At 69.6% G+C, this 22,685-nt stretch carries 20 protein-coding genes; 9 read left to right on the plus strand and 11 right to left on the minus strand.

The window, feature by feature from the left end; translation table 11 throughout:
• Positions 1–83 precede the first annotated feature (83 nt).
• From V3391_RS08590 to V3391_RS08615, 6 genes are all read left to right on the plus strand, one after another.
• Positions 84–671, plus strand: a complete 588-nt coding sequence (locus V3391_RS08590) for a malonic semialdehyde reductase (protein ID WP_332078020.1) — start codon at positions 84–86, stop codon at positions 669–671.
• An 82-nt stretch (positions 672–753) separates the two neighbouring features.
• Positions 754–1,470 (plus strand): YceI family protein, encoded by a 717-nt coding sequence (locus tag V3391_RS08595; RefSeq protein ID WP_332078021.1) that lies wholly within the window; start codon positions 754–756, stop codon positions 1,468–1,470.
• Positions 1,471–1,546: 76 nt separating this feature from the next.
• Entirely contained in the window at positions 1,547–2,227 is a 681-nt protein-coding gene (locus tag V3391_RS08600; RefSeq protein WP_332078022.1) for a pirin family protein, read from the plus strand.
• Between the two features lie 60 nt (positions 2,228–2,287).
• Positions 2,288–2,479, plus strand: a complete 192-nt coding sequence (locus V3391_RS08605) for a zinc-finger domain-containing protein (RefSeq protein WP_159682038.1) — start codon at positions 2,288–2,290, stop codon at positions 2,477–2,479.
• Between the two features lie 22 nt (positions 2,480–2,501).
• Positions 2,502–3,623, plus strand: a complete 1,122-nt coding sequence (locus V3391_RS08610; RefSeq protein ID WP_332078023.1) for a glycosyltransferase — start codon at positions 2,502–2,504, stop codon at positions 3,621–3,623.
• Positions 3,598–4,953 (plus strand): O-antigen ligase family protein, encoded by a 1,356-nt coding sequence (locus tag V3391_RS08615; protein WP_332078024.1) that lies wholly within the window; start codon positions 3,598–3,600, stop codon positions 4,951–4,953. Before V3391_RS08610 ends, V3391_RS08615 begins: the two co-directional genes overlap by 26 nt.
• Positions 4,954–5,120: 167 nt before the next feature.
• Here V3391_RS08615 and lpxL read toward each other — a convergent pair whose 3' ends face one another.
• The gene (gene lpxL, locus V3391_RS08620) at positions 5,121–6,029 is read right to left on the minus strand and encodes an LpxL/LpxP family Kdo(2)-lipid IV(A) lauroyl/palmitoleoyl acyltransferase (protein WP_332078025.1); all 909 of its coding nucleotides are present in this window, start codon (positions 6,027–6,029) and stop codon (positions 5,121–5,123) included.
• Between the two features lie 50 nt (positions 6,030–6,079).
• Here lpxL and waaA point away from each other — a divergent pair, with 50 nt between their 5' ends.
• The gene (gene waaA, locus V3391_RS08625) at positions 6,080–7,420 is read left to right on the plus strand and encodes a lipid IV(A) 3-deoxy-D-manno-octulosonic acid transferase (protein ID WP_332078026.1); all 1,341 of its coding nucleotides are present in this window, start codon (positions 6,080–6,082) and stop codon (positions 7,418–7,420) included.
• A gap of 9 nt (positions 7,421–7,429) precedes the next feature.
• Here waaA and V3391_RS08630 read toward each other — a convergent pair whose 3' ends face one another.
• From V3391_RS08630 to V3391_RS08640, 3 genes are all read right to left on the minus strand, one after another.
• A complete protein-coding gene (locus V3391_RS08630; protein WP_332078027.1) occupies positions 7,430–8,791 on the minus strand; it encodes a TolC family outer membrane protein in 1,362 nt (453 codons plus the stop codon).
• 17 nt (positions 8,792–8,808) lie between these two features.
• Complete coding sequence (locus V3391_RS08635) at positions 8,809–9,471, minus strand: protein-L-isoaspartate O-methyltransferase family protein (protein WP_332078028.1); 663 nt, start codon at positions 9,469–9,471, stop codon at positions 8,809–8,811.
• A gap of 137 nt (positions 9,472–9,608) precedes the next feature.
• On the minus strand, positions 9,609–10,286 hold the full coding sequence (locus V3391_RS08640; RefSeq protein ID WP_232137576.1) for a TetR/AcrR family transcriptional regulator: 678 nt from the start codon (positions 10,284–10,286) through the stop codon (positions 9,609–9,611).
• Between the two features lie 74 nt (positions 10,287–10,360).
• Between V3391_RS08640 and V3391_RS08645 the strand changes: the two genes are divergently transcribed.
• Together V3391_RS08645 and V3391_RS08650 are read left to right on the plus strand one after the other, a co-directional pair.
• A complete protein-coding gene (locus tag V3391_RS08645; protein ID WP_332078029.1) occupies positions 10,361–11,509 on the plus strand; it encodes an efflux RND transporter periplasmic adaptor subunit in 1,149 nt (382 codons plus the stop codon).
• A 49-nt stretch (positions 11,510–11,558) separates the two neighbouring features.
• Positions 11,559–14,726, plus strand: coding sequence for an efflux RND transporter permease subunit (locus V3391_RS08650; protein ID WP_332078030.1), 3,168 nt, complete (start codon positions 11,559–11,561; stop codon positions 14,724–14,726).
• A gap of 20 nt (positions 14,727–14,746) precedes the next feature.
• Here V3391_RS08650 and V3391_RS08655 read toward each other — a convergent pair whose 3' ends face one another.
• From V3391_RS08655 to V3391_RS08685, 7 genes are all read right to left on the minus strand, one after another.
• Entirely contained in the window at positions 14,747–14,932 is a 186-nt protein-coding gene (locus V3391_RS08655; protein ID WP_332078031.1) for a DUF6180 family protein, read from the minus strand.
• Positions 14,933–16,771, minus strand: a complete 1,839-nt coding sequence (gene ilvD / locus V3391_RS08660; RefSeq protein ID WP_332078032.1) for a dihydroxy-acid dehydratase — start codon at positions 16,769–16,771, stop codon at positions 14,933–14,935.
• Between the two features lie 74 nt (positions 16,772–16,845).
• Complete coding sequence (leuB, locus tag V3391_RS08665; RefSeq protein ID WP_332078033.1) at positions 16,846–17,925, minus strand: 3-isopropylmalate dehydrogenase; 1,080 nt, start codon at positions 17,923–17,925, stop codon at positions 16,846–16,848.
• Positions 17,915–18,508 carry a 3-isopropylmalate dehydratase small subunit gene (leuD, locus tag V3391_RS08670; RefSeq protein WP_332078035.1) on the minus strand — a complete coding sequence of 198 codons (594 nt, stop codon included), beginning with the start codon at positions 18,506–18,508 and terminating at the stop codon, positions 17,915–17,917. The genes leuB and leuD overlap by 11 nt, the downstream gene beginning before the upstream one ends.
• Entirely contained in the window at positions 18,508–19,935 is a 1,428-nt protein-coding gene (gene leuC / locus V3391_RS08675; protein ID WP_332078036.1) for a 3-isopropylmalate dehydratase large subunit, read from the minus strand. Before leuC ends, leuD begins: the two co-directional genes overlap by 1 nt.
• A 43-nt stretch (positions 19,936–19,978) precedes the next feature.
• Positions 19,979–21,520 carry a 2-isopropylmalate synthase gene (locus V3391_RS08680; protein WP_332078037.1) on the minus strand — a complete coding sequence of 514 codons (1,542 nt, stop codon included), beginning with the start codon at positions 21,518–21,520 and terminating at the stop codon, positions 19,979–19,981.
• Positions 21,517–22,683, minus strand: a complete 1,167-nt coding sequence (locus V3391_RS08685; RefSeq protein ID WP_332078038.1) for a threonine dehydratase — start codon at positions 22,681–22,683, stop codon at positions 21,517–21,519. The genes V3391_RS08680 and V3391_RS08685 overlap by 4 nt, the downstream gene beginning before the upstream one ends.
• Positions 22,684–22,685 lie beyond the last annotated feature (2 nt).

Consider the following 22,685-nt stretch of genomic DNA (forward strand, 5'->3'; position numbering starts at 1 on the left):
CCGTTCCGGCCGACGCACGCGTCGCGCCGCCGCAGGACTCTACACTGCGGCCCTGCCTGGCCCCATCCGATCGAGGTTGCCTGATGACCGATGTTCTGCCCGATGCCGCGCTCGACCAGCTGTTCCGCACCGCCCGCACCTACAACGGCTTCAGCGGGCAGATCAGCGACGACACGCTGCGCCAGCTCTACGATCTGCTGAAGTTCGCGCCGACGTCGGCCAATTCGTCGCCGGCGCGCTTCGTGTTCGTGAAGTCGGCGGAAGGCAAGGCGAAGCTCGGGCCGGCGCTCTCGGAAGGCAATTACGAGAAGACGATGGCCGCGCCGGTCGTCGTGATCGTCGCTCACGACGAGGACTTCCACGAGAAGCTGCCGTTCCTGTTTCCGCACACCGATGCCAAGAGCTGGTTCGACGGTCCGCGCGAGAACCGCGAGGTGCCGGCGTTCCGCAATGGCAGCCTGCAGGGCGCGTATCTGATCCTGGCCGCGCGCGCGCTGGGTCTGGATGCCGGCCCGATGTCGGGCTTCGACAATGCCAAGGTCGACGAGGCGTTCTTCGCCGGCACCGCGATCAAGTCGAATTTCATCATCAATCTCGGCATCGGCGATCCGTCGACGATCTTCCCGCGTTCGCCGCGCCTGCCGTTCGACGAAGCCGCGCGCATCGTCTGAGTGTCATCCCGCGCGGTCGCCAGCCGACCCCGCGGGCTTCGAATCCGTCCGTACCACCCACCACCCGCTCGAGGATCCGTCCATGCGTACCGCCCACCTGCTGCTCCCGCTTGCCGCCGCCCTTGCCCTCGCCGCCTGCGCCCAGCAGGACGCGGCGCCGGCCGACGCGACCCCGCCCGCCGCATCTGCGCCCGCGCAGCCGGCGACCGCTGCACCGGCCGACACCGCGCCGGCCGCCGACGCCATCACCGGCGTCTCGGGCACCTACGTGCTCGATCCCAAGCACACCGACGTGATCGCGCAGTGGAGCCATTTCGGCTTCTCCAACCCGATCGCGCATTTCGGCGAGGTCTCCGGCCAGATCGTCTACAACGCCGAGAACGTCGGTGCGTCGTCGGTCGAGGTCACGCTGCCGCTGTCGGGTCTGAACTCGCACGTCGGCGATTTCGACGACCACCTGCGCAGCGCCGATTTCTTCGACGCGGCCAGATTCCCGAACGCGACGTTCAAGAGCACCGCGGTCGAGAGCGCCGGCACCAACAAGCTCAAGGTCACCGGTGACCTGACGATCAAGGACATCACCAAGCCGGTGGTGCTGGACGTCACGATCAACAAGTTCGGCGAGCAGCCGATGGCCAAGCGCGCCGCCGCCGGTTTCGATGCCGTGGCGACGATCAAGCGCAGCGATTTCGGCGTCGGTGCGTACGCGCCGAACGTCAGCGACGACGTCGAACTGCGCATCACCACCGAGGCCGTCGTCGCCGAGGGCGCCGCCCCGGCCGCGCCTGCCGCACAGTAAGATTCCGCGTCACGACGCCGGCGCACGGGTCTCCTGTGCGCCGGCGTTTTCGTTTCCGCGTTCCGGATCCACCGTCATGAAAGTCCATCGTCCCGCCGACCAGCGCGGCCGCACCACGCTCGGCGCCCGCACGCGCCTGTGCACGTTCTCCAGCGGCGATTTCCACGATCCCGAGTGGCTGGGGTTCGGCGCGCTGCGCCAGCTCAACGAGGAACACCTGCCGCCCGGCGCGACCGTGCCCGCGCAGCGCGTGGCGAACATGGAACTGCTCACCCTGGTGCTCGAGGGCACGCTGGTCCGCGAGGGTGTCGCGCTCGAACCCGGCGCGCTGGCGTGGACCGGCGCCGGCCACGCCAGCGACACGCCGATGGAGACCGCCGGCGTGGACGGGGCACGCGTGCTGCGCATCGCGATCCAGCCAGGCCGGGTCAATCTGCCGCCCGCAACCGACATCACCCGCGCCGCCGGCGCCGAGGGCTGGACACTGCTGGCCGCGCCCGAAGCTGGAGGAAACGGCCTGCCGATCCGCCAGCAGGCCTGGCTGCGCCGTGCGCGTCTCGCGCCCGGCGCGCATCTGGACCTGACGCTCGACGCCACGCAGCGGCACTGGCTGCAGATCCTGCGCGGTGGCGTCACCGTCGACGGTCACGCGCTGGCGGCCGGCGATGCGCTCGGCGTCTACGACGCCGGCATCCACGCCGAGCTCGTCGCCACGGCCGCGGGCGCCGAAGCGCTGCTGATCACCCTGCCGGGCTGAGCCCGTCCTGCACGGCCGCGCGGTAGAATGGCGGCCTCCACGTTGATGAAACCCGCCGTCATGACCGCAGCCCCGACGCAAGCCAACGCCGCCCAGCGCTACGAAGTGCGCCGCGCCGATCTGCCGCTGAGCTGCCCGCTGCCGTCGATGGCGCTGTGGAACTCGCATCCGCGCGTCTACCTGCCGATCGAAGCCGAGAACGGCGAGTCCGACTGCCCGTACTGCGGCGCGCACTTCGTCCTCGTCGACTGATCCCGGCGCGTCAGGCGCCCGCATGCGTCGACCGCTGACCGTCATCCAGCTGCTGCCCGCGCTGTCGTCGGGTGGCGTCGAGCGCTCCACGATCGAGATCGCGCAGGCGCTGGTCGCGGCGGGCCACCGCGCGATCGTCGTCTCCGCCGGCGGTCGCCTCGTGCCTGCGCTGGAGGCGACCGGCGCAACCCACGTCACGCTCGACATCGGCGCGAAATCGCTCCGGGTGCTGCGCCATGTGCGACGCCTGCGCCGCCTGTTCGCCGAGACCGGCGCCGACATCGTGCACGCCCGCTCGCGCCTGCCGGCCTGGATCGGCTGGTGGGCGTTGCGCGGCATGCCCGCGGCGCGCCGTCCGCATTTCGTCACCACGATGCACGGGCTCAATTCGCCGTCGCGCTACAGCGCGATCATGGCGCGCGGCGAACGGGTGATCTGCGTGTCGGACACCGTGCGCGATTACCTGCTGCGGCATTACCCGGCGACGCCGCGCGAACGCCTGCGGGTGATCCCGCGTGGCATCGATCCCGCGCAGTTTCCGCCCGCGCCGCGCCCCGATGTGGCGGCGCGGGCCGACGTCTCCGCGCGCTGGCCGCAGCTCGGCGGTGACGGCCCGCTGTTGCTGTTGCCGGGGCGCGGCACGCGTCTGAAGGGCCATCACGATGCGATCGCGCTGCTCGCCGACCTGCGCGCCGGCGGTCTCGATGCGCGGTTGTGGATGCCCGGCGCACGCGAGGCGGGTCGGGAACCTTACATCGCCGAGCTCGAACGCGAAGCGCAGGCGCTGGGCTGCGGCGATGCGCTGGCGATGACCGCGCCCACCGACGCGATCGCACGCGCCTACGCGGCCAGCGATCTGGTGCTGCAACTCTCGCGCAAACCCGAAGCCTTCGGCCGCACCGTGCTCGAGGCGCTGTCGTGTGCGCGGCCGGTGGTGGGCTGGGCGCATGGCGGCGTCGGCGAACTGCTCGCGCAGCTGCAGCCCGAAGGCGCGGTGCCACCGTTCGATCGCGCCGCGCTGGCGCACGCCGCACGCGCGCTGGTCACGCGAGCGCCGGCGCGAGCCGGTACGATGCCCGACACGCTGCGTACGATGCAGGAGGCGACCCTCGCGGTCTATGACGAGTTCGACGACGACAACTGAGCCGACGACCGGCGCGCAGGCACCGCGGCCCGTCGGCTGGCGCTGGGCGCCGCACTGGGTGCTGGCCTTCGTGATCCTGTGGCCTGCGCCCGGTTACGCCGAGGGCGTGATGGTGCTGGGCGCGCTGGCCGCGATCATCCATCTGCTCGCGGCCCGATTCCGTGGCGGCGCGGCGTTGCTGAGCGCGCCCGCGTGGGCGCTGACCAGCGTGCTGTTCTTCGCCTACTGGCTGCCGCAACTGCTGTCGGCGGTGGATTCGGTCGATGTCGGACGCGCGCTGCGCGAGGCGCTGGTCGATCTGCGTTATCTGCCGTTTTTGTGGCTGGTGGCATCCGCGGTCGCGACGCGTCGTGGTCGGCGCATCACGCTCGGCGGGCTCGCCGTGATCGTCGCGGTGTGGACGCTCGACGGCCTGGCCGAAGTCGTGTTCGGCACCAGTCCGCTGTTCTTCGGCATCGACCAGCTCAAGCAGCTGATCAGCAACCGGCCGATGTGCACGCTCGAACAGGTTGCCGCCGCAGACCGGCTCGGCGGCGTGCTCGGCCCCTGCAATCTCAAACTCGGCGTGGTGCTGGCGAGCCTGTCGCCATTCGGTCTGTACTGGGCCGGTCGCCGCTTCGGCGCCAGCGGCTGGGTGATCGCGAGCGCGGCAATCGGCATCGTGCTGCTGTTCGCCGGTTCGCGCGCGTCGTGGCTGACCTATGCGCTGGTGCTGCTGCTGTCGGGCTGGCGCCTGCTCGGCTGGCGCCGCCTGCTGGCGGTGTTCGCAGCCGGTGTCGTCGTCGCCGTGGTGGCGGCACTCGTTTCGCCGCAGGTCCGCGAGCGTGTCGAGCGCACCGCGATGGGACTCTCGACCGATGCCTCCGCCGTCGACGACGCACTCGCGGGCCGCGCCCGTATCTGGGACGCGTCGCTGTGCATGATTCGCGAGAACCCGATCAACGGTGTCGGCGCACGCGGCTTCCGCGAAGCGTTCCCCGGATGCGATCCACGTCCCGACGAGATGGCCGCCTGGGGCGACGGGCCTGCGTTTCACGCCCACCAGATCGTGCTCGAGATCGGCAGCGAGACCGGACTCATCGGTCTGCTGATGTGGCTGGCCGGCGTCGCGATGGCCTGGCGCGCCTGGCGCTTCGCCACGCCCGAGGCGCGCGAACAGGCACGCCCGGCGATGCTCGCGCTGGTGGTCACGGTGTTCCCGCTCAACACCCATCTCGCGTTCTATTCGACGTTCTGGGGCGGCTTCACGCTGCTGCTGTCGGCCCTCTACGCCGGCAGTCTGCTGGCACGCGTGGAACCGGTGCGGCCGGAAGACGGCGTGCTGCGCTGAGCCAGTCCGTAGGACGGGTCGAGCGCAGCGAACCCCTCTCGGTGATGCGCGCGCTCGCGACCGCAGTCGTCGAAGCGGACGCGCGCATCTGCAGGCGATGGTCTGTCGGTTCGTGACGCTGGGTGTCGCTGCGCGCGACCCGTCTTCCGAGTAGTGAAGCCCTCGCCTCAGTACAGCGATCCACCGTCCGGCTGCCGCTTGAAGCGCCGGTGGATCCACAGGTACTGGTCGGGCGCGGCGCGGGCCATGTCTTCGATGCCGGCCATCACCGTCGCGGTGTCCGCGGTCGCGTCCGCGGTCGGATACGGCTCGGGCGCCGGCGACAGCGTCAGCGTGTAGCCGCCATCGTCGCGGCGCACGTGGCGGTAGAACACCACCGCCGCGCCGGACAGGCGCGCGAGCGAATGGGTCGAGGTCAGGCTGTGCGCGGGGCGGCCGAAGAACGGCACGTAGACCGCATCGCCGCCGCTGGGATCCTGGTCGGGGGCGTACCACAGCAAGCCGCCGCGCTTGAGATGCCGCACCACGCCGCGCACGTCGCGCTTGGGGAACATCGCCGCGGCGTACCGCGCGCGGCCACGGCGCACCGCCCACTCCATCGCCGGCGCCGTGTGCGGGCGATACATGCCGGCCAGCGGCACGTAGTCGCACATCAGACGGCCGCAGACTTCCAGCGTGGTGAAGTGACCGGACACGACGATCACGCCGCGTCCTGCCGCGCGCGCGGCTTCGACGTGCTCGACGCCTTCGACGATCAGCCCGCGCTGCAACGGTGCGATCGAGCCCCACCAGGCGCGCGCGAACTCGAACAGCCCGATGCCCAGCGCATGGAAGTGCCGACGCAGCAGCGCCTCGCGCGCAGACGCATCGAGATCCGGGAAACACAGTTCGAGATTGCGCGCGGCCACGCGGCGACGGCTCGCCAGCGCAATGCGCAAGGCATTGCCGAGACCGCGACCGAGCGCGCGCTGCAGCGGCCACGGAATCCGCGCGGCCAGCGCCATCAGGCCGATGCCGATCCACGCCGGCCAATGACGGGGTGCGAGCGGCGGGCGGGGCAGGGGCGTCGTCGACATCGGTCCATTGTAGAAGGTGGCGCCGTGCAGGCATCCGCTATCCTGTGCGGATGCGGGCCGACACCACAGAACGACTGCTGCGCGGCCTCTACTCGGCCCTGCTCGTCGTGCTCGCGCCGATCACGGTCTATCACCTGATCTGGCGCGGCTTCCGGCAGTCGGCGTACCTGCTGCGCTGGGACGAGCGTTACGGCATCTATCGCACGCCGCCGCTGACCGCGCCGGTGTGGGTGCACGCGGTCTCGGTCGGCGAGGTCAACGCGGCCGCGCCGCTGATCAATGCACTGCTCGCGCGCGATCCCGCGCGCCGTCTGCTGGTGACCACGATCACGCCGACCGGTTCGGAGCGCGTACGCGCGCTGTGGGGCGATCGCGTCGAGCACGTGTATCTGCCGTATGACCTGTCGGGCGCGGTGCGGCGTTTCCTGCGCCATTTCCGCCCGCAGATCGGCCTGATCGTCGAGACGGAGCTGTGGCCGAACCTGCTGTTCTGCTGCCGCGATGCCGGCGTGCCGACGGTGATCGTCAACGCGCGGCTGTCGGCGCGCTCGCTGCGCGGCTATCGCGTGCTGCGCCCGCTGGTCGGGCGTGCGCTGCGCACGGTGCGCCGCGTCGCCACGCAATCGGCCGACGACGGCAAACGCTTCGTGAAGCTCGGCGCGCTGCGCGAGGCGGTGATCGATACCGGCAACCTGAAATTCGACATCACCCTCGACGAGGCGAAGATCGCGACGCTGGTCGCGGATTTCCGTGGCCGTGCGGGCGCGCGGCCGGTGTGGATCGCGGCGAGCACGCATCCCGAGGAGGAAGCCGCGGTTATCGACATCCACCGCCGTTTGCGCACGCGCTGGCCCGACCTGCTGCTGATCTGGGCGCCGCGCCATCCCGAGCGTTTCCGCAGCGCGATGCAGCTCGGCGTCGACGCGGGCTGGCGCGTGGCCACGCGCGCGCTGACCACCTGGCCCGATGCCGGCGACGATGTTTTCGTGCTCGACACGCTCGGCGAACTCGGCCTGTTCTTCGCCTGCGCCGATGTCGCCTTCGTCGGCGGCAGCCTGCAGGACATCGGCGGCCACAACCTGCTCGAGCCGGCCGCGGTGGGTACGCCCGTGGTCACCGGTCCGCATCTGCAGAACTTCGCCGACATCGCGAAGCAGCTCGGCCGCGCGGAGGCGCTGCGCATCGGCGCGGACGCCGACGCGGTGCACGATCACATCGCCGCGTTGCTGGCCGATGCGCACGCGCGCGAGGCGATGGCCGCGGCCGGCCGTGCGCTCGTCGCCAATGGCCGCGGCGCACTGGCGCGCACGCTGGCGTTGATCGAGTCCGATCTGCCGGTGCCGGATACGAAAACGGCGCGGATCCTGCGATCCGCGCCGTCGTCGATCTGACCGGACCGCTTACTGCGGCGGCGGAGTCGCCGCGCCGGCGCCGGTGGACGCACCGACGCTGTTGACGTCGACGGTCAGCTGGCGGTTCACGTCCTGCAGGTTGCCGATGTCCAGCGTGCCCGCGGCCTGCTCGAGCAGCAGACGGCTCTGCAGGAAGTTGTACTTCGCGAAGGCATAGGCCTGACGCGCCGAGAACAGGTTCTGCTGGTTGATCAACACGTCGATGACCGTACGCGTCCCGACTTCCAGGCCGACCTGCGAGGCCTCGTAGGCGCTGTTGGCCGAGACCAGGGCGAGACGGCGCGCCTCGACCTCGGTGATGCCGGCGACGAGGTTCTGGTAGGCGCTGCGGGTGTTGCGTTCGATCGCGCGACGCTGCGCTTCGTACTGGTCACCGGCAATGTCGCGCTGGGCGATCGACTGGCGCACGCGCGACTGGGTGATGCCACCGCTGAAGATCGGCACGGTCAGCGTCAGGCCGATGCTGTTGGTCTCGCCTTCGCGACCAACGGAGAACTCGTTGGTCCGGCCCCAGCTGTCACTGCGTCCATAGCTGGCGCCCAGATCGAGCGTCGGCAGGTGGGCCGACTTCGCTGCGGTGACGTTGTACTCGGAGGCCGTCACCTGATACCGCAGCGCCTGCAGCTGCGGGTTCTGGTCGATCGCGGTGGCGACCCAGGCCTCCGCATCGCGGCCTTCCGGCAGCTGCGGGGTGAAATCGTCGGGCAGGCCGCGCAGGTCGCGGATTTCCGAGCCGGTGATCTCGGCCAGCGCCTGGTAGGCATCCTGCAGCGCGTTGCGCTGGACGATCGTGTTCGCGCGCGCGCTGTCGTACTGGGCGCGGGCTTCATGCACGTCGGTGATCGGGGCCAGGCCCACTTCGAGGCGCTTGTCGGCGAAGTCGAACTGGCGCTTGAACGCGGTCTCGGCGGCTTCGGCAGCGGCCAGCGTCTCGTTCGCGACCAGCACGTCGAAATAGGCCGCGGCAGTGCGCGTGATCAGCGAGTCGTTGTCGGCGTCGAGCTGGAAGTCGGCCGCCGTGCTCAGCGCGCGCTGCGAACGCAGCGTCGCGATCTGGCCCCAGTCGAACAGCACCTGGCCGGCATTGATACCGTAGCTGCGCGTGCGTGCCTTGCCGGACTGGCCAGCGACGCGGCTGTCGGTCAGCGACGCGCTGCCGTTGATCTGCGGCAGCAATGCGCCCCGGGCCTGGACCGCGCCTTCCTTGGTCGACAGGCGCTGCGATTCGGCGATCGACAGCGTCGGGTCATTGGTACGGGCCAGCTCGTAGGTCTGGACGAGATCGGCGGCCAGCAGCGGGCTGGACGTCAGCGCGAGTGCGAGCGACAGGAACAGGGGGCGGCGGAACATGGAGGATCCTTGGACGATCAGAGAGAGAACTGCGGCACCGGCGCGGCGCCTGCGAGGTAGGTGAGTCCGGTCTCGAACAACGATTCGATGCGCGTCGCGTTGACAGCCTCGCCTTCGCGGCGCGCCAGCACGGCTTCCATCGCGGGCGCGCGACCGCGGACGATGAACATGCGGCCGCCGGGACGCAGCCACTGCACGAAACGCTCGGGGATCACGTCGACCGCGCCGCACACGCAGATCGCGTCGAAGCGGCGGTCCGTGTTCCAGGCAAAGGCGTCGGCGGTGATCACCTCGACATTCGCGATGCCCTGCGCCTGCAGACGGCCGCGGGCGGCGTCGGCGAGGTCGTCGTGACGCTCGAGGCTGACGACGTCACGGGCCAAGTAACCCATGCACGCGGCGAGATAGCCACTGCCGGTGCCGATCTGCAGCACTTCATCGCCCTGTTCGAGCTTCAGCGCCTGCAGCGCACGGCCTTCGACCACGGGCTTGAGCATCAGCTCGCCGTGGCCGAGCGGGAGTTCGAGGTCGGCATAGGCCAGTGCGCGGCGCGACTCGGCCACGAAGGACTCGCGCGGCAGGCGCGAGATCGTTTCGAGCACGCGCGCATCGAGCACGTCCCAGGGCCGGACCTGTTGTTCCACCATCGCCGCACGGGCCTTGGCGTAGTCGATCGTCATTATTGCGGGTTCCTTCGTTCGCCAGCCCGCAATTCTAGCGGTGCGGGGGCGGGTTCATCATCGCGGGGGTGTTGCAGTGGACGCAGTGCCGGAAGTCATCGGCCCAGACGGCATGCAGCGGGCACGTGTGACCGCGTTCAGCGACGCCCGTAGGCGCGCAGGAACATGTCCACCGAGGCTTCCAGGTGCGCGCGCCGTTGGCCGGCGCACTGGCCGGCGTCGTCGCAGTCGAACACCATGCGCTGGTGGAGGTCGCCCTTGAGCAGCACGAAGAACTGCGCCGCCGCCGTCGGCACGAGGGCCTCGTCGAGATCGAGATCGCCGGTTTCGATCCGGCGCCGGAGCATCGCCGCGAACGACGACTGCACGCGCTCGGGACCGCCCTTCCAGAACCGCTGCGGCAGGCGCTTTTCGACCATCTGCGGGGTGCACAGCAGGCGGTGGCCGGCGACGGCTTCGGGCGAGGACACCATCGCGAAGAACGCTTCGGCGACTTCCAGCAGGCGCTGGCGCAGCGGCGTGGCCGGTGCGGGCTCGAACACCGAATCGGGCATCTGCTGCTCGCAGTAGCGCGCCGCGGCCTCGGTGAACAGGGTGTCCTTGTCGCCGAAATGGCTGTAAACGGTCAGCTTGGACACGCCGGCCTCGGCCGCGATCTGGTCCATGCTCACGCCTTCGAAGCCCTGCTGCAGGAACATGCGCTCGGCGGCTTCGAGGATCGCCGCGCGCTTGGCCAGATCCTTCGGGCGGCCGGGACCCGCCGGCGCCTTTTCGGGCGTCGGGGCAGGGGGCAGCGAGGACGGACGCGTCGACATGGCGGGGAATACTATACCAATCAGTTCTGAAAATATACGATACGGCTCCGTATCCCCACTGCTGGACGGTCGCCATGCGCCGCCTGACCCCGATCCGCCCCTCCCGCCTCGCGCTGCCGGTGCTCGCCGTCTGCACGCTGATCCTGGCTGCCTGCGGTGACAGCACGGCGCCCGAGCCGGCGGCGCGTCCGGTGCTCGTGGTCACGCCGGCATCGGCGGCCGACAGCGGCGCGTCCGCGTTCCCTGGCGAGATCCGCGCTCGCGAGGAAAGCGCGCTGGCCTTCCAGGTGGGCGGACAACTGCTGCGGCGCGATGTCGATGCCGGCGCGCACGTGCGGCGCGGCCAGGTGCTGGCCGAGATCGATCCCGGCGATCTGCGCCTGCAGCAGCAGTCGGCGCAGGCGCAGGTCGCCTCGGCCGAGGCGGAATATGCGCGTACCCGCACCGATCGTGCGCGCTACGCCGCGCTCGTGGACCAGCAGCTGATCAGCCGCTCGCAGATGGACGCACAGGACGCGGCCTACACCGCGGCGCAGGCACAGCTGCGCGCCGCACGCGCGCAGGCGGACGTCGCCGGCAACCAGGCGGGCTACACGCAACTGCGCGCACCGCGCGATGGCGTCATCGCCAGCCGTGAGGCCGAAGCCGGACAGGTGGTCGCCGCGGGCCAGGTGATCTTCATGCTCGCCGGCGACGACGGCCGCGAAGTCGCGATCGCGTTGCCGGAATCGCGCATCGCCGGCTTCGCGATCGGCCAGCCGGCGGAGATCGAACTGTGGAACCGGCCGGGCGTCCGCGTGCCGGGCACGATCCGCGAGATCGCCGCGGCCGCCGATCCGCAGGCGCGCACCTACGCCGCGCGCGTGGCGATCGCCGACGATGCGGTCGGAGGCCTCGAACTCGGGCAGAGCGCCCGCGTGTATATCGCCGCGGCGACAGCTGACGCCGATCTGCAGGTGCCGCTGACCGCGATCCAGCCGGGCGCGGATGGCGGCAAGGCGGTCTGGGTGGTCGATCGTGCCGAGGGCATCGTGCGTTCGGTGCCGGTCGAGACCGGTCCCTACGGCGCACGCAGCGTGCCGGTGCTGTCGGGGCTCGCGGCCGATGCACTGGTGGTTGCGGCCGGCGGCCATCTGCTGCGCGAGGGCCAGCGGGTGACGCCGGTGGATCGCGAGAACCGGCCTGTGCAGGTGCAGGCGGCGCATCCGGCGGCAGCCGAATGAACCGGCTTGCGTTCGCAGAACGCGCGTCGCACATGCAGGCGGCGCAGCGATGAGCCGTTTCAACCTGTCCGAATGGGCGCTCGGCAACCGCACGCTGGTGCTCTACATGATGCTGGTCGTCGCGGTGGCCGGCATTTTCTCGTACGGCCGCTTGGGCCAGTCCGAGGATCCGCCGTTCACCTTCAAGGCGATGGTCATCCAGACCCAGTGGCCGGGCGCGACCGCCGAGCAGGTCTCGCAGCAGGTCACCGAGCGCATCGAGCGCAAGCTGATGGAGACCGGCGACTACGAGTTCGTGAGCTCTTATTCGCGCCCCGGGGAATCGCAGATCGTGTTTCATGCGCGCGATGACATGCGCTCGGCCGACATTCCCGATCTCTGGTACCAGGTACGCAAGAAGGTCGCCGATCTGCGTCCGTCGCTGCCGCAGGACATCGTCGGCCCGTTCTTCAACGACGAGTTCGGCGACACCTTCGGCAACATCTACGCGCTGACCGGCGAGGGCTTCGACTACGCGATCAAGAAGGACTACGCCGACCGCATCCAGCGCGAGCTGCAGCTGGTCGACGATGTGGGCAAGGTCGAACTGGTCGGGCTGCAGGACGAGAAGGTCTGGATCGAGGTCAGCAATACACGCCTGGCGACGCTCGGCATCCCGATGGCGGCGGTGCAGCAGTCATTGGCGGAACAGAATGCGCTGGCGTCGGCGGGCTTCTTCGAAACCGACAGTGTGCGCGTGCAGTTGCGCGTCGATGGCCCCTTCGATTCGGTCGATGCGATCCGCGATTTTCCGATCCGCGCGGGTGATCGCACCGTGCGCCTGGGCGATATTGCGACCGTCGAGCGCGGCTTCGCCGATCCGGCCGCGCCGCGCATGCGCTTCATGGGCCAGGACGCGATCGGCATCGCGGTCGCGATGCACGAGGGCGGCGACATCCTCGAACTCGGCAAGCGTCTGGAAACCGAGTTCGCGCAACTGCAGGAGACGCTGCCGGCCGGCATGGCGCTGCGCAAGGTGTCCGACCAGCCACGCGCGGTGCGCGATTCCGTCGGCGAGTTCGTCAAGGTGCTGGCCGAAGCGGTGATCATCGTGCTGCTGGTGAGCTTCGTGTCGCTGGGCCTGCGCACCGGTCTGGTGGTCGCGGTGTCGATTCCGCTGGTGCTGGCGATGACCTTCATCGCGATGGACCAGTTCGACATCGGCCTGCACAAGATTTCGCTCGGCGCGCTGGTGCTCGCGCTGGGACTGATGGTGGACGACGCGATCATCGCGGTGGAGATGATGGCCGTGCGCATGGAGCAGGGCGACAGCCGGCTCGCGGCGGCGAGCTACGCATGGACGCACACCGCGTTCCCGATGCTGACCGGCACCCTGATCACCGCGGCCGGCTTCCTGCCGATCGCGACGGCCGCGTCGAGCACCGGCGAGTACACGCGCTCGCTGTTCGAAGTGGTGACGATCGCGCTGGTGGTGTCGTGGATCGCGGCGGTGCTGTTCATTCCGCTGCTCGGCGAGAAGATGCTGCCCGATCTCGCCAATCCACAGCCGCCGCGCCCCGGTTCGCTGCCCGCGCGCTGGCGCGACACGCGCAGCCGCATGGCCACGCGCTGGCCGCGGTTCGCATTCGCACTCGCGCCGAAGGATCCGCAGACACATGACCACGATCCCTACCAGCGTCCGTTCTATCGGCGCTTCCGCGGGTTGCTGGACTGGTCGTTGACCCATCGCTGGATCGTCATCGGCGCGACGGCGGCGTTGTTCGTCGCATCGCTGTTGCTGTTCCGCTTCGTGCCGCAGCAGTTCTTTCCGGATTCGACGCGGCTGGAGCTGATGGTCGACGTGGAACTCGCTGAAGGCAGTTCGCTGCGCGCGACCGAAGCCGCCGCCGCGCGGCTCGACGCGCTGCTCGAGGCGCGCGCGGGCATCGAGTCCCGCGTGTCCTATGTCGGCAGCGGCTCGCCGCGTTTCTATCTCCCGCTGGATCAGAAACTGCCGCAGGCGAACTTCGCGCAGTTCGTCGTCACGACGACCGATGTCGCGGCGCGCGAGCAGGTCCGCGTCTGGCTCACCGACGAGGTCGCGCCGCATTTCCCCGCACTGCAATTACGCGTGACGCGGCTCGAGACCGGGCCACCGGTCGGCTACCCGGTGCAGCTGCGTGTGTCGGGCGAGCACGTCGAGCGTGTGCGCGGCATCGCCGATGCAATCGCCAACCAGGTGCGCACGAATCCGAACGTCGCCAACGTCAATCTGGACTGGGACGAACCCAGCCGCATCGTGCGTCTGGTGGTCGATCAGGAGCGCGCGCGCGTGCTCGGCGTGAGTTCGCAGAACCTCGCGCAGTTCCTGTCGAGCTCGCTGTCAGGCCTGCAGGTCAGCACCTATCGCGAAGGCAACGAACTGATCGGCATCGTGATGCGCGGGCCGGACGACGAACGCGGCCAGCTCGACATGCTTGAAAGCCTGGCGATCCCGACCTCGAACGGGCAGTCGGTGCCGCTCGGCCAGATCGCCCGGCTGGAGCCGACGTTCGAGGACGGCATCATCTGGCACCGCGACCGGCTGCCGACGATCACCGTGCGCGCCGACATCCGCGGCGACGTGACGGCGCCGACGGTCGTCGCGCAGATCCTGCCGACGCTCGACGGCATCCGCGCGTCGATGCCGGACGGGTATCGCCTGGAAACCGGCGGCACCGTCGAGGATTCGGGCAAAGGCCAGGATTCGATCAAGGCCGGTCTGCCGCTGTTCCTGTTCGTCGTCGTCTCGCTGCTGATGCTGCAGCTGCGCAGCTTTTCGCGCACCGCGCTGGTGCTGCTGACCGCGCCGCTGGGCATGATCGGCGTGACCCTGTTCCTGCTGGTGTTCCGCGTGCCGTTCGGCTTCGTCGCGATGCTCGGCACGATCGCGCTGGCCGGCATGATCATGCGCAACTCGATCATCCTCGTGGACCAGATCGAGCAGGACATCGCCGCCGGCCACGCGCGCTGGGATGCGGTGATCGACGCGACGGTGCGCCGCTTCCGCCCGATCGTGCTGACCGCGCTCGCGGCGATCCTGGCGATGATCCCACTGTCGCGCAGCGTGTTCTTCGGCCCGATGGCCGTCGCCATCATGGGCGGCCTCACCGTGGCCACGCTGCTGACACTGACCTTCCTGCCGGCGCTGTACGCGGCGTGGTTCAAGGTGAAGCGGGACGACGACGCACGCGCCTGACCGGCGCGCGCGTCTGCAGATCAGCGCCCGCCGGCGGCCTTGCGCACTTCGGACGCGACGCGCGCCCTGATCGCATCGGTGGCGCGGCTGTCGAGAGCGCCGTAGTCGAAGGCCTGGATCACGAACGCGCTGTGGTCGTCGGCGCTCAGGCAATACGACACCAGCGCGCGTCCATCGTCGATCGAACTGCGGCGGGCAAGTGTCACTCAGTCGCCGAGCATCGCAAGATTGCGCACCGCGCCCTTGTCGGCGCTGGTCGCGAGCAATGCATACGCCTTCAGCGCGGCAGTGACCTTGCGTGGACGCGCCTCCGCAGGTTTCCAGCCGAGTGCGTCCTGTTCGGCGCGACGCGCGGCGAGGGTGGCATCGTCGACCAGCAGCTCGATGCGCCGTTGCGGAATGTCGATCCGGATACGGTCGCCATCGCGCACCAGTCCGATCGTGCCGCCGGCCGCGGCTTCCGGGGATGCGTGTCCGATCGACAGGCCCGAGGTGCCGCCGGAGAAGCGTCCGTCGGTCAGCAGCGCACATTGTTTGCCGAGGCCTTTCGACTTCAGATAACTCGTCGGATACAGCATCTCCTGCATGCCCGGCCCGCCCTTCGGGCCTTCGTAGCGGATCACCACCACGTCGCCCGCCTGCACATCGTCGGCGAGGATGCCCTTTACCGCGGCGTCCTGGCTTTCGAACACTTTTGCCGTGCCCTCGAACACGTGGATCGACGCATCCACGCCCGCGGTCTTGACCACGCAGCCATCGGGCGCGAGGTTGCCGCGCAGCACGGCGAGGCCGCCTTCCTGCGAGTACGCATGCGCCACATCGCGGATGCAGCCGCTCGCGCGGTCGTCGTCGAGCGTGTCCCAGCGCGTCGCCTGGCTGAAGGCGGTCTGGGTCGGAATGCCGGCGGGGCCGGCCTTGAAGAACGTGCGCACCGCGTCGTCACCGGTGACGGTGATGTCCCATCGCGCGATGGCATCGCGCAGCGTGCGGCTATGCACCGTCGGCTGGTCGACATGCAGCAGCCCGCCCCGTGCGAGTTCGCCGAGGATCGAGACGATGCCGCCGGCGCGATGCACGTCTTCCATGTGATAGGTCTGGATGTTCGGCGCGACCTTGCACAGCTGCGGCACGCGGCGCGACAGGCGGTCGATGTCGTGCAGATCGAAGTCGACTTCGGCCTCCTGCGCGGCGGCGAGCAGATGCAGGATGGTGTTGGTTGAGCCGCCCATCGCGATGTCGAGCGTCATCGCGTTCTCGAATGCCTCGAAGGTCGCGATGCCGCGCGGCAACGCGGTGGGATCCTCGGCGCCGTACCAGCGATGACACAGCTCGACGACGGTACGCGCGGCCTGTAGGAACAGCTGCTCGCGATCGGCGTGCGTCGCCAGCATCGAGCCGTTGCCGGGCAGCGCCAGCCCCAGTGCTTCGGTCAGGCAGTTCATCGAGTTGGCGGTGAACATGCCGCTGCAGGAACCGCAGGTCGGACACGCGCTGCGCTCGTAGGCCGCGACCTTCTCATCCGAAGCCTCCGGGTCGGCGGCGACGACCATCGCATCGACCAGGTCGAGCCCGTGTTCGGCCAGCTTCGTCTTGCCGGCTTCCATCGGTCCGCCGGACACGAACACCACCGGAATATTCAAGCGCAGCGCGGCCATCAGCATGCCGGGCGTGATCTTGTCGCAGTTCGAGATGCACACCAGCGCGTCGGCGCAATGCGCATTGACCATGTACTCGACGGAATCGGCGATGATCTCGCGGCTCGGCAGCGAGTACAGCATGCCGTCGTGGCCCATCGCGATGCCGTCGTCGACGGCGATGGTGTTGAACTCCTTCGCCACACCGCCGACGCGCTCGATCTCGCGCGCGACCAGCTGGCCGATGTCCTTGAGATGCACGTGACCCGGCACGAACTGGGTGAACGAATTCGCGACCGCGACGATCGGCTTGTGGAAGTCGTCGTCCTGCATGCCGGTCGCGCGCCACAGCGCGCGGGCGCCGGCCATGTTGCGGCCGTGGGTGGAGGTTCTGGAACGGTACTCGGGCATCGATGACTCGCAGGTGCGGCGGGCGCGGGGCTGGCGGCGTGTGTGTGGGGGTGTACGCGATCGAGCGCGGCGCGCTATCCGGCGATCTGCGCGGGCGCCGCGATGCGAGCGAGCACCGCGGCGGCGGCATCGCGTGTCGACACCGAGGTGCCGTCGGATGCCAGGTCGGCCGTGAACACACCGGCCTCCAGCGCCTCGTCCACAGCCTGTTCGATGCATGCGGCTTCCTGCGACAGGCCCAGCGAATAGCGCAGCAGCAGCGCGGCGCTGAGGATCGTGCCGTAGGGATTGGCGATGCCCTTGCCGGCGATGTCCGGCGCCGAACCGTGGATCGGCTCGTACATGCCGACGCAGCCTTCGCCCAGCGATGCGGAGGGCAGCAGGCCGAGCGAGCCGGCCAGCATCGAGGCTTCGTCGGTCAGGATGTCGCCGAACATGTTCTCGGTCACGATCACGTCGTAGGCGCGCGGCTTCGACAGCAGGTGCATCGCCATCGAATCGACCAGCTGGTGTTCGATGGTGATGTCGGGAAACTCATCGCGCGCGATGCGGCTGGCGACATCGCGCCACAGCCGCGAGGTCTCGAGCACGTTGGCCTTGTCGACGGATGTCACGTGACCGCGGCGGCCGCGCGCCAGCAGACACGCACGGCGCACGACGCGTTCGATCTCGCTCACGGTGTAGCGGCACAGATCGCTGGCGCTGTCGGCATCGCGGGTCTTGTCGCCGAAATAGATGCCACCGGTCAGTTCGCGCACCACCAGCAGGTCCACGCCGGCCAGCAGATGCGGCTTGATCGGCGAGGCGCCCATCGCGGCTGGATGCGGCCTGGTGGGACGCAGATTCGCGTACAGGCCCAGCGCCTTGCGGATCGCCAGCAGGCCCTGTTCGGGGCGCACGCTCGCGTTGGGATCGGACCACTTCGGCCCGCCCACCGCGCCCAGCAACACGGCATCGGCGTCGCGCGCGGCGGCCAATGTGTCGTCGGGCAGCGGCTTGCCGGTGGCGTCGATCGCGGCGCCACCGATCAGATGTTCGTGCAGCGAGAAGCGATGGCCGAAACGCTGGGCGATCGCCTGCAGCACGTCGACCGCGGCCGCGGTCACTTCGGGGCCGATGCCGTCTCCGGGCAGAACGACGATGTCAGCGTGCATGGTGCGTGTCCTCGTAGTTGCGGATGTCGGCGCCGCGCGCCAGCAGAAAGCCCATTTCGTCGACGCCTTCGAGCAGGCAGGTGCGTGCGAACGCCTCGAGCGGGAAGGCGTGGACGGTGCCGTCCGGTGTGCGCAATTCGCGGGCGACGATGTCGAACGTCAGCACGTCGTCGGGACGCGTCATCAGATCCTGCACCACCGCCTCGGGCAGCACGACCGGCAGCACGCCGTTCTTCAACGCGTTGTTGCGGAAGATGTCGGCGATCTCGCTGCTGACCACGACCTGCAGGCCGAGATCGCGCAGTGCCCACGGCGCGTGTTCGCGCGAGGAGCCACAGCCGAAATTGCGCCCGGCCAGCAGCACCACACGGCCGACATTGTGCGGCTGGTTGAAAGCGAAGTCCGGATTCGCGCTGCCGTCGTCGCGCCAGCGCCAGTCGTTGAATGCGTGCTTGCCCAGGCCATTGCGCTCGGTCGTCGACAGGAAGCGCGCGGGAATGATCTGGTCGGTGTCGATATTGCTCTGGGCCAGCACCACGCTGGCCGAGCGCACCGGGAACTCGGGAATGTGCGCGGCGGACATCAGGCCACCTCCCGGCGGTCGTCGAACAGTTCGCGTGGATCGGCCACGACGCCGCGCACCGCAGCCCAGGCCGCCGTCGTCGGCGAGGCCAGCAGCGTGCGCGCACCCGGGCCCTGACGGCCCTCGAAATTGCGGTTGCTGGTGCTCACGGCCAACTGGCCGGGCGCCACCAGATCGCCGTTCATCGCGATGCACATCGAACACCCCGGCTCGCGCCATTCGGCGCCGGCCTCACGGACGATCGCATCGATGCCTTCGGCCTCGGCCTCGCGCTTGACGATCTCCGAGCCCGGCACGACCAGCATGCGCACGCCTGGCGAGACGCGGCGGCCACGCAGCACGTCCGCCACCTCGCGCATGTCGCGCAGGCGGCCGTTGGTGCACGAGCCGACGAACACCACATCGACCGGCATGCCGGCCAGCGACTGTCCGGCGACGACGCGCATGTAGTCCTGTCCCTTCTGTTCGGCTGCATCGATCGCGGCCGGCACCGGCACGTCGACGCCGATCGCGGTGCCCGGATGCGTGCCCCAGGTCAGCGTCGGGCGGATGTCGGCAGCATCGATGCGGACTTCGGTGTCGAAACGCGCGCCGTCGTCGGTGCGCAGTTCGCGCCAGCGCGCGACCGCGGCGTCGAAGTCGGCGCCTTTGGGACCACGCGGCGTGCGCGCGATCCAGGCGAACGTGGTGTCGTCCGGCGCGACCATGCCGGCGCGCGCGCCGGCTTCGATCGACATGTTGCACAGGGTCATGCGCTGCTCCATGTCCATCGCCTCGATGGTGGAGCCGCGGTACTCGATGACGTGTCCGGTGCCGCCATTGACGCCGATGACGCCGATCGCGTGCAGGGTCACGTCCTTGGCGCCGACGCCGGGCGCGAGCGGGCCGTCGACGGTGATCGACATCGTCTTCGGCCGCCGCTGCAGCAGGCACTGCGTCGCCAGCACGTTGCCGACTTCGCTGGTGCCGATGCCGAACGCCAGCGCGCCGAACGCGCCGTGCGTGGAGGTGTGGCTGTCGCCGCACACGATGGTCATGCCGGGCAGGGTGAAGCCCTGTTCGGGCGCGATCACGTGGACGATACCGCGCTGGTCGGATGACATGTCGAACAGCTCGATGCCGAACTGCGCGCAGTTGCGTGCCAGGGTGTCGACCTGCTTTTCCGACGCTTCGCTGGCATAGGGCAGTCGGCCATCAGGGCCAGCCGGCAGCGTCGGCGTGGAGTGGTCCATCGTCGCCTTGGTGCGGTCCGGGCGGCGCGGGACGAGGCCACGCGCGCGCAGTTCGGTGAAGGCCTGCGGCGAGGTGACTTCGTGGATCAGGTGCAGATCGATGTACAGCACGGCGGGCGCGGCGTCGGACTCGGGGGTCACGATGTGCGCGTCCCACAGCTTGTCGAACAGGGTGCGTGGCGGTCTGGCAGTCATTGCTGGCGGTGTGTCCGGAATGCGAAAGGGAATGCGTGGTGCGTCAGGCGTGCGCGGCCTGCGGCGCCGGCGCGGCGCGCGCGCTGCGCAGGATACGGTTGGCAACGTCCAGCCAGGCGAGCGCGCTGGCTTCGATGATGTCGCGGCTGGTGCCGGTGCCTTCGTGGATCTCGTCGCCGTGGCGCACGCTGACGCTGGCTTCGCCGCGCGCGTCGCGGCCCATGCCGACGCTGTGGACCTGGTAGCTCTCCAGCGCCAGCTCGACGCCGGTCGCAGTGGCCAATGCGGCGAACAGCGCATCGACCGGGCCATCGCCCAGAGCGCTCTCGCTGACCTTGCCGCCTTCGGGATCCGACAGTTCGACCTGGGCGCTCGCGCGCTGGCCGCGGTCGCTGACGGTCATCGACGCCAGACGCCAGCCCTGGCCGTCGACGTCGCCGTGCATCAGCGCTTCCAGATCGTCGTCCTCGACCACGCGCTGGCGCTCGCACAGATCCTTGAACGCGGCGAAGACCTGTTCCAGCTGCGCTTCTTCCAGCGTGTACCCCAGCGCGCGCAGGCGATGGCCGACCGCGGCGCGACCACTGTGGCGGCCCAGCACCAGCTTCGAATCGGGCCAGCCGACGTCGGACGGATTCATGATCTCGTAGGTGCCACGGTGGCGCAGCATGCCGTGCTGGTGGATGCCGGATTCGTGGGCAAATGCGTTCTCGCCGACGATGGCCTTGTTGCGCTGGACGGCCATGCCGGTCAGGCGACGCAGCAGCTGGGAGGTCGGGACCAGGCGGCGCGTGTCGATCTGCGTGTCGAGGGTGTAGAACGCGTTGCGGACCTTCAGCGCCATCGCCAGTTCCTCGACCGCGCAGTTGCCGGCGCGCTCGCCGATGCCGTTGATCGTGCACTCGACTTGGCGCGCGCCGCCTTCGATCGCGGCCAGCGAATTGGCGACGGCCAGTCCCAGATCGTTGTGGCAGTGCGCGCTGAAGATCACGTCGCGTGCGCCGGGAATCGTCTCGATCAGACGCTGGAACAGCGCGCGGGTTTCCTCCGGCGTCGCATAGCCCAGCGTGTCGGGCACGTTGATCGTGGTCGCACCGTTGGCGATCGCGACGGCGATCACCTCGGCCAGGAAATCGTCTTCGGTGCGGGTCGCGTCCTCGGCCGAGAACTCGACATCGCCGATCAGCCGACGCGCGTGGGCGACGCTGGTCGCGGTCATGTCCAGCACTTGCTGCCGGCTCATGCGCAGCTTGTGCTCGCGGTGCAGCGGACTGGTCGAGATGAAGACGTGCAGGCGCGGATTCGCGGTGCCGTCCAGGGCGCGCGCCGAGGCTTCGATGTCGGCGGGCAGGCAGCGCGACAGCACGGCCAGCGTCGGCCGGCGGACCTCGCGCGCGATCAGCCGTGCGGCTTCGCGGTCGGATTCGGAGCTGGCCGGAAAGCCGGTTTCGATGATGTCGACGCCCAGCGCATCGAGCGCGCGCGCCATCACCACCTTCTGCTGCGGGGTCATGCTGCAGCCGGGCGACTGTTCGCCGTCGCGCAGGGTGGTGTCGAAAATCCGGATGGTGTCGGAAGCGGTCATGCGGGGAGTTCCTCGGGAATTGCGTGTGGCGTGCGTTCGATGCGGGCGGCGGTCGCGCGTCGAAGTCGCGGTTCGCCGCCTCCGGACGGCGCGGATGCGGCGAGGTCGTTGCGGCGACGCGGCGTCGCCATGTGCGCGGCGGGTGCGAAGGCCGCAATGGCCGGCACCTCGGGCGCGGTTTCGCGAATGCGACGGCGCGGCTTGCGCGGCGGGCGCGGACGCACGTCCGACAGCAGCTGCGCCAGCACACCGGCATCGACGTTGCCGCCCGAGACCACCGCGACCTTGCGCTTGCCGGCGACGCGGCGGCCGGCGGCCAGTGCCAGCGCGCCGGCGCCCTCGGCGATCACGTGTTCTTCCAGCGCCAGACGCACCAGCGTTTCACGCAGTTCGGCCTCGCGCACGATCACCACGTCGTCGAGCAGATCGGCCAGCAGCGCGCACGTCAGCAGGCCGGGATCCTTGACCCGCACGCCGTCGGCCAGCGTCGCCGCGGGCGAGAACGGCGAATGATCGCCGCGCAGCACGCGCGCCATCGCATCCACGCCTTCGACCTGTGCGCCGACGATGCGCACGCCCTGCGACTTCAGTGCCAGCGCGACGCCCGAGGCCAGGCCACCACCACCGATCGGCACGATGACCACGTCCGGCATCAGCACCGAGGCGATCTCCAGCCCGACGGTGCCCTGACCGGCGATCACGTCGACATCGTCGAACGCCGACAGCAGACGGAAGCCGTTTTGCGCGGCCAGTTCGGCGGCGAAGGCCTTGGCTTCGTCGTAGGTCTCGCCATGCAGGCGCACGGTCGCGCCCCAGTGGGCGACGCCGGCGACCTTGGTCGCGGGTGCGTTCTTCGGCATCACCGTGATCGCCGGCACGCCCAGGCGATACGCCGCCCACGCCATACCCTGCGCGTGGTTGCCGGCCGAGGCGGTGATCACCGTGCGGTCGTCGCCGCGCTCGCGCGCGGCCATCAATGCGTTCAGTGCGCCGCGCACCTTGTAGGAGCCGGTGCGCTGCAGGTTCTCGAGCTTCAGCCAGCAGCCGAAGCGTTCGGCGTAATGCATCGGCGTCACGTCGAGATGCCGACGCAGCCGCGCCTGCGCCGCCAGCACATCACTGGCGGTCGCTCGCGGGGCGCGGCCTACGTCGGGTTCGGACATGC

This window comes from Luteimonas flava, assembly GCF_036584485.1.
Taxonomy (GTDB): Bacteria; Pseudomonadota; Gammaproteobacteria; order Xanthomonadales; family Xanthomonadaceae; genus Luteimonas; species Luteimonas flava.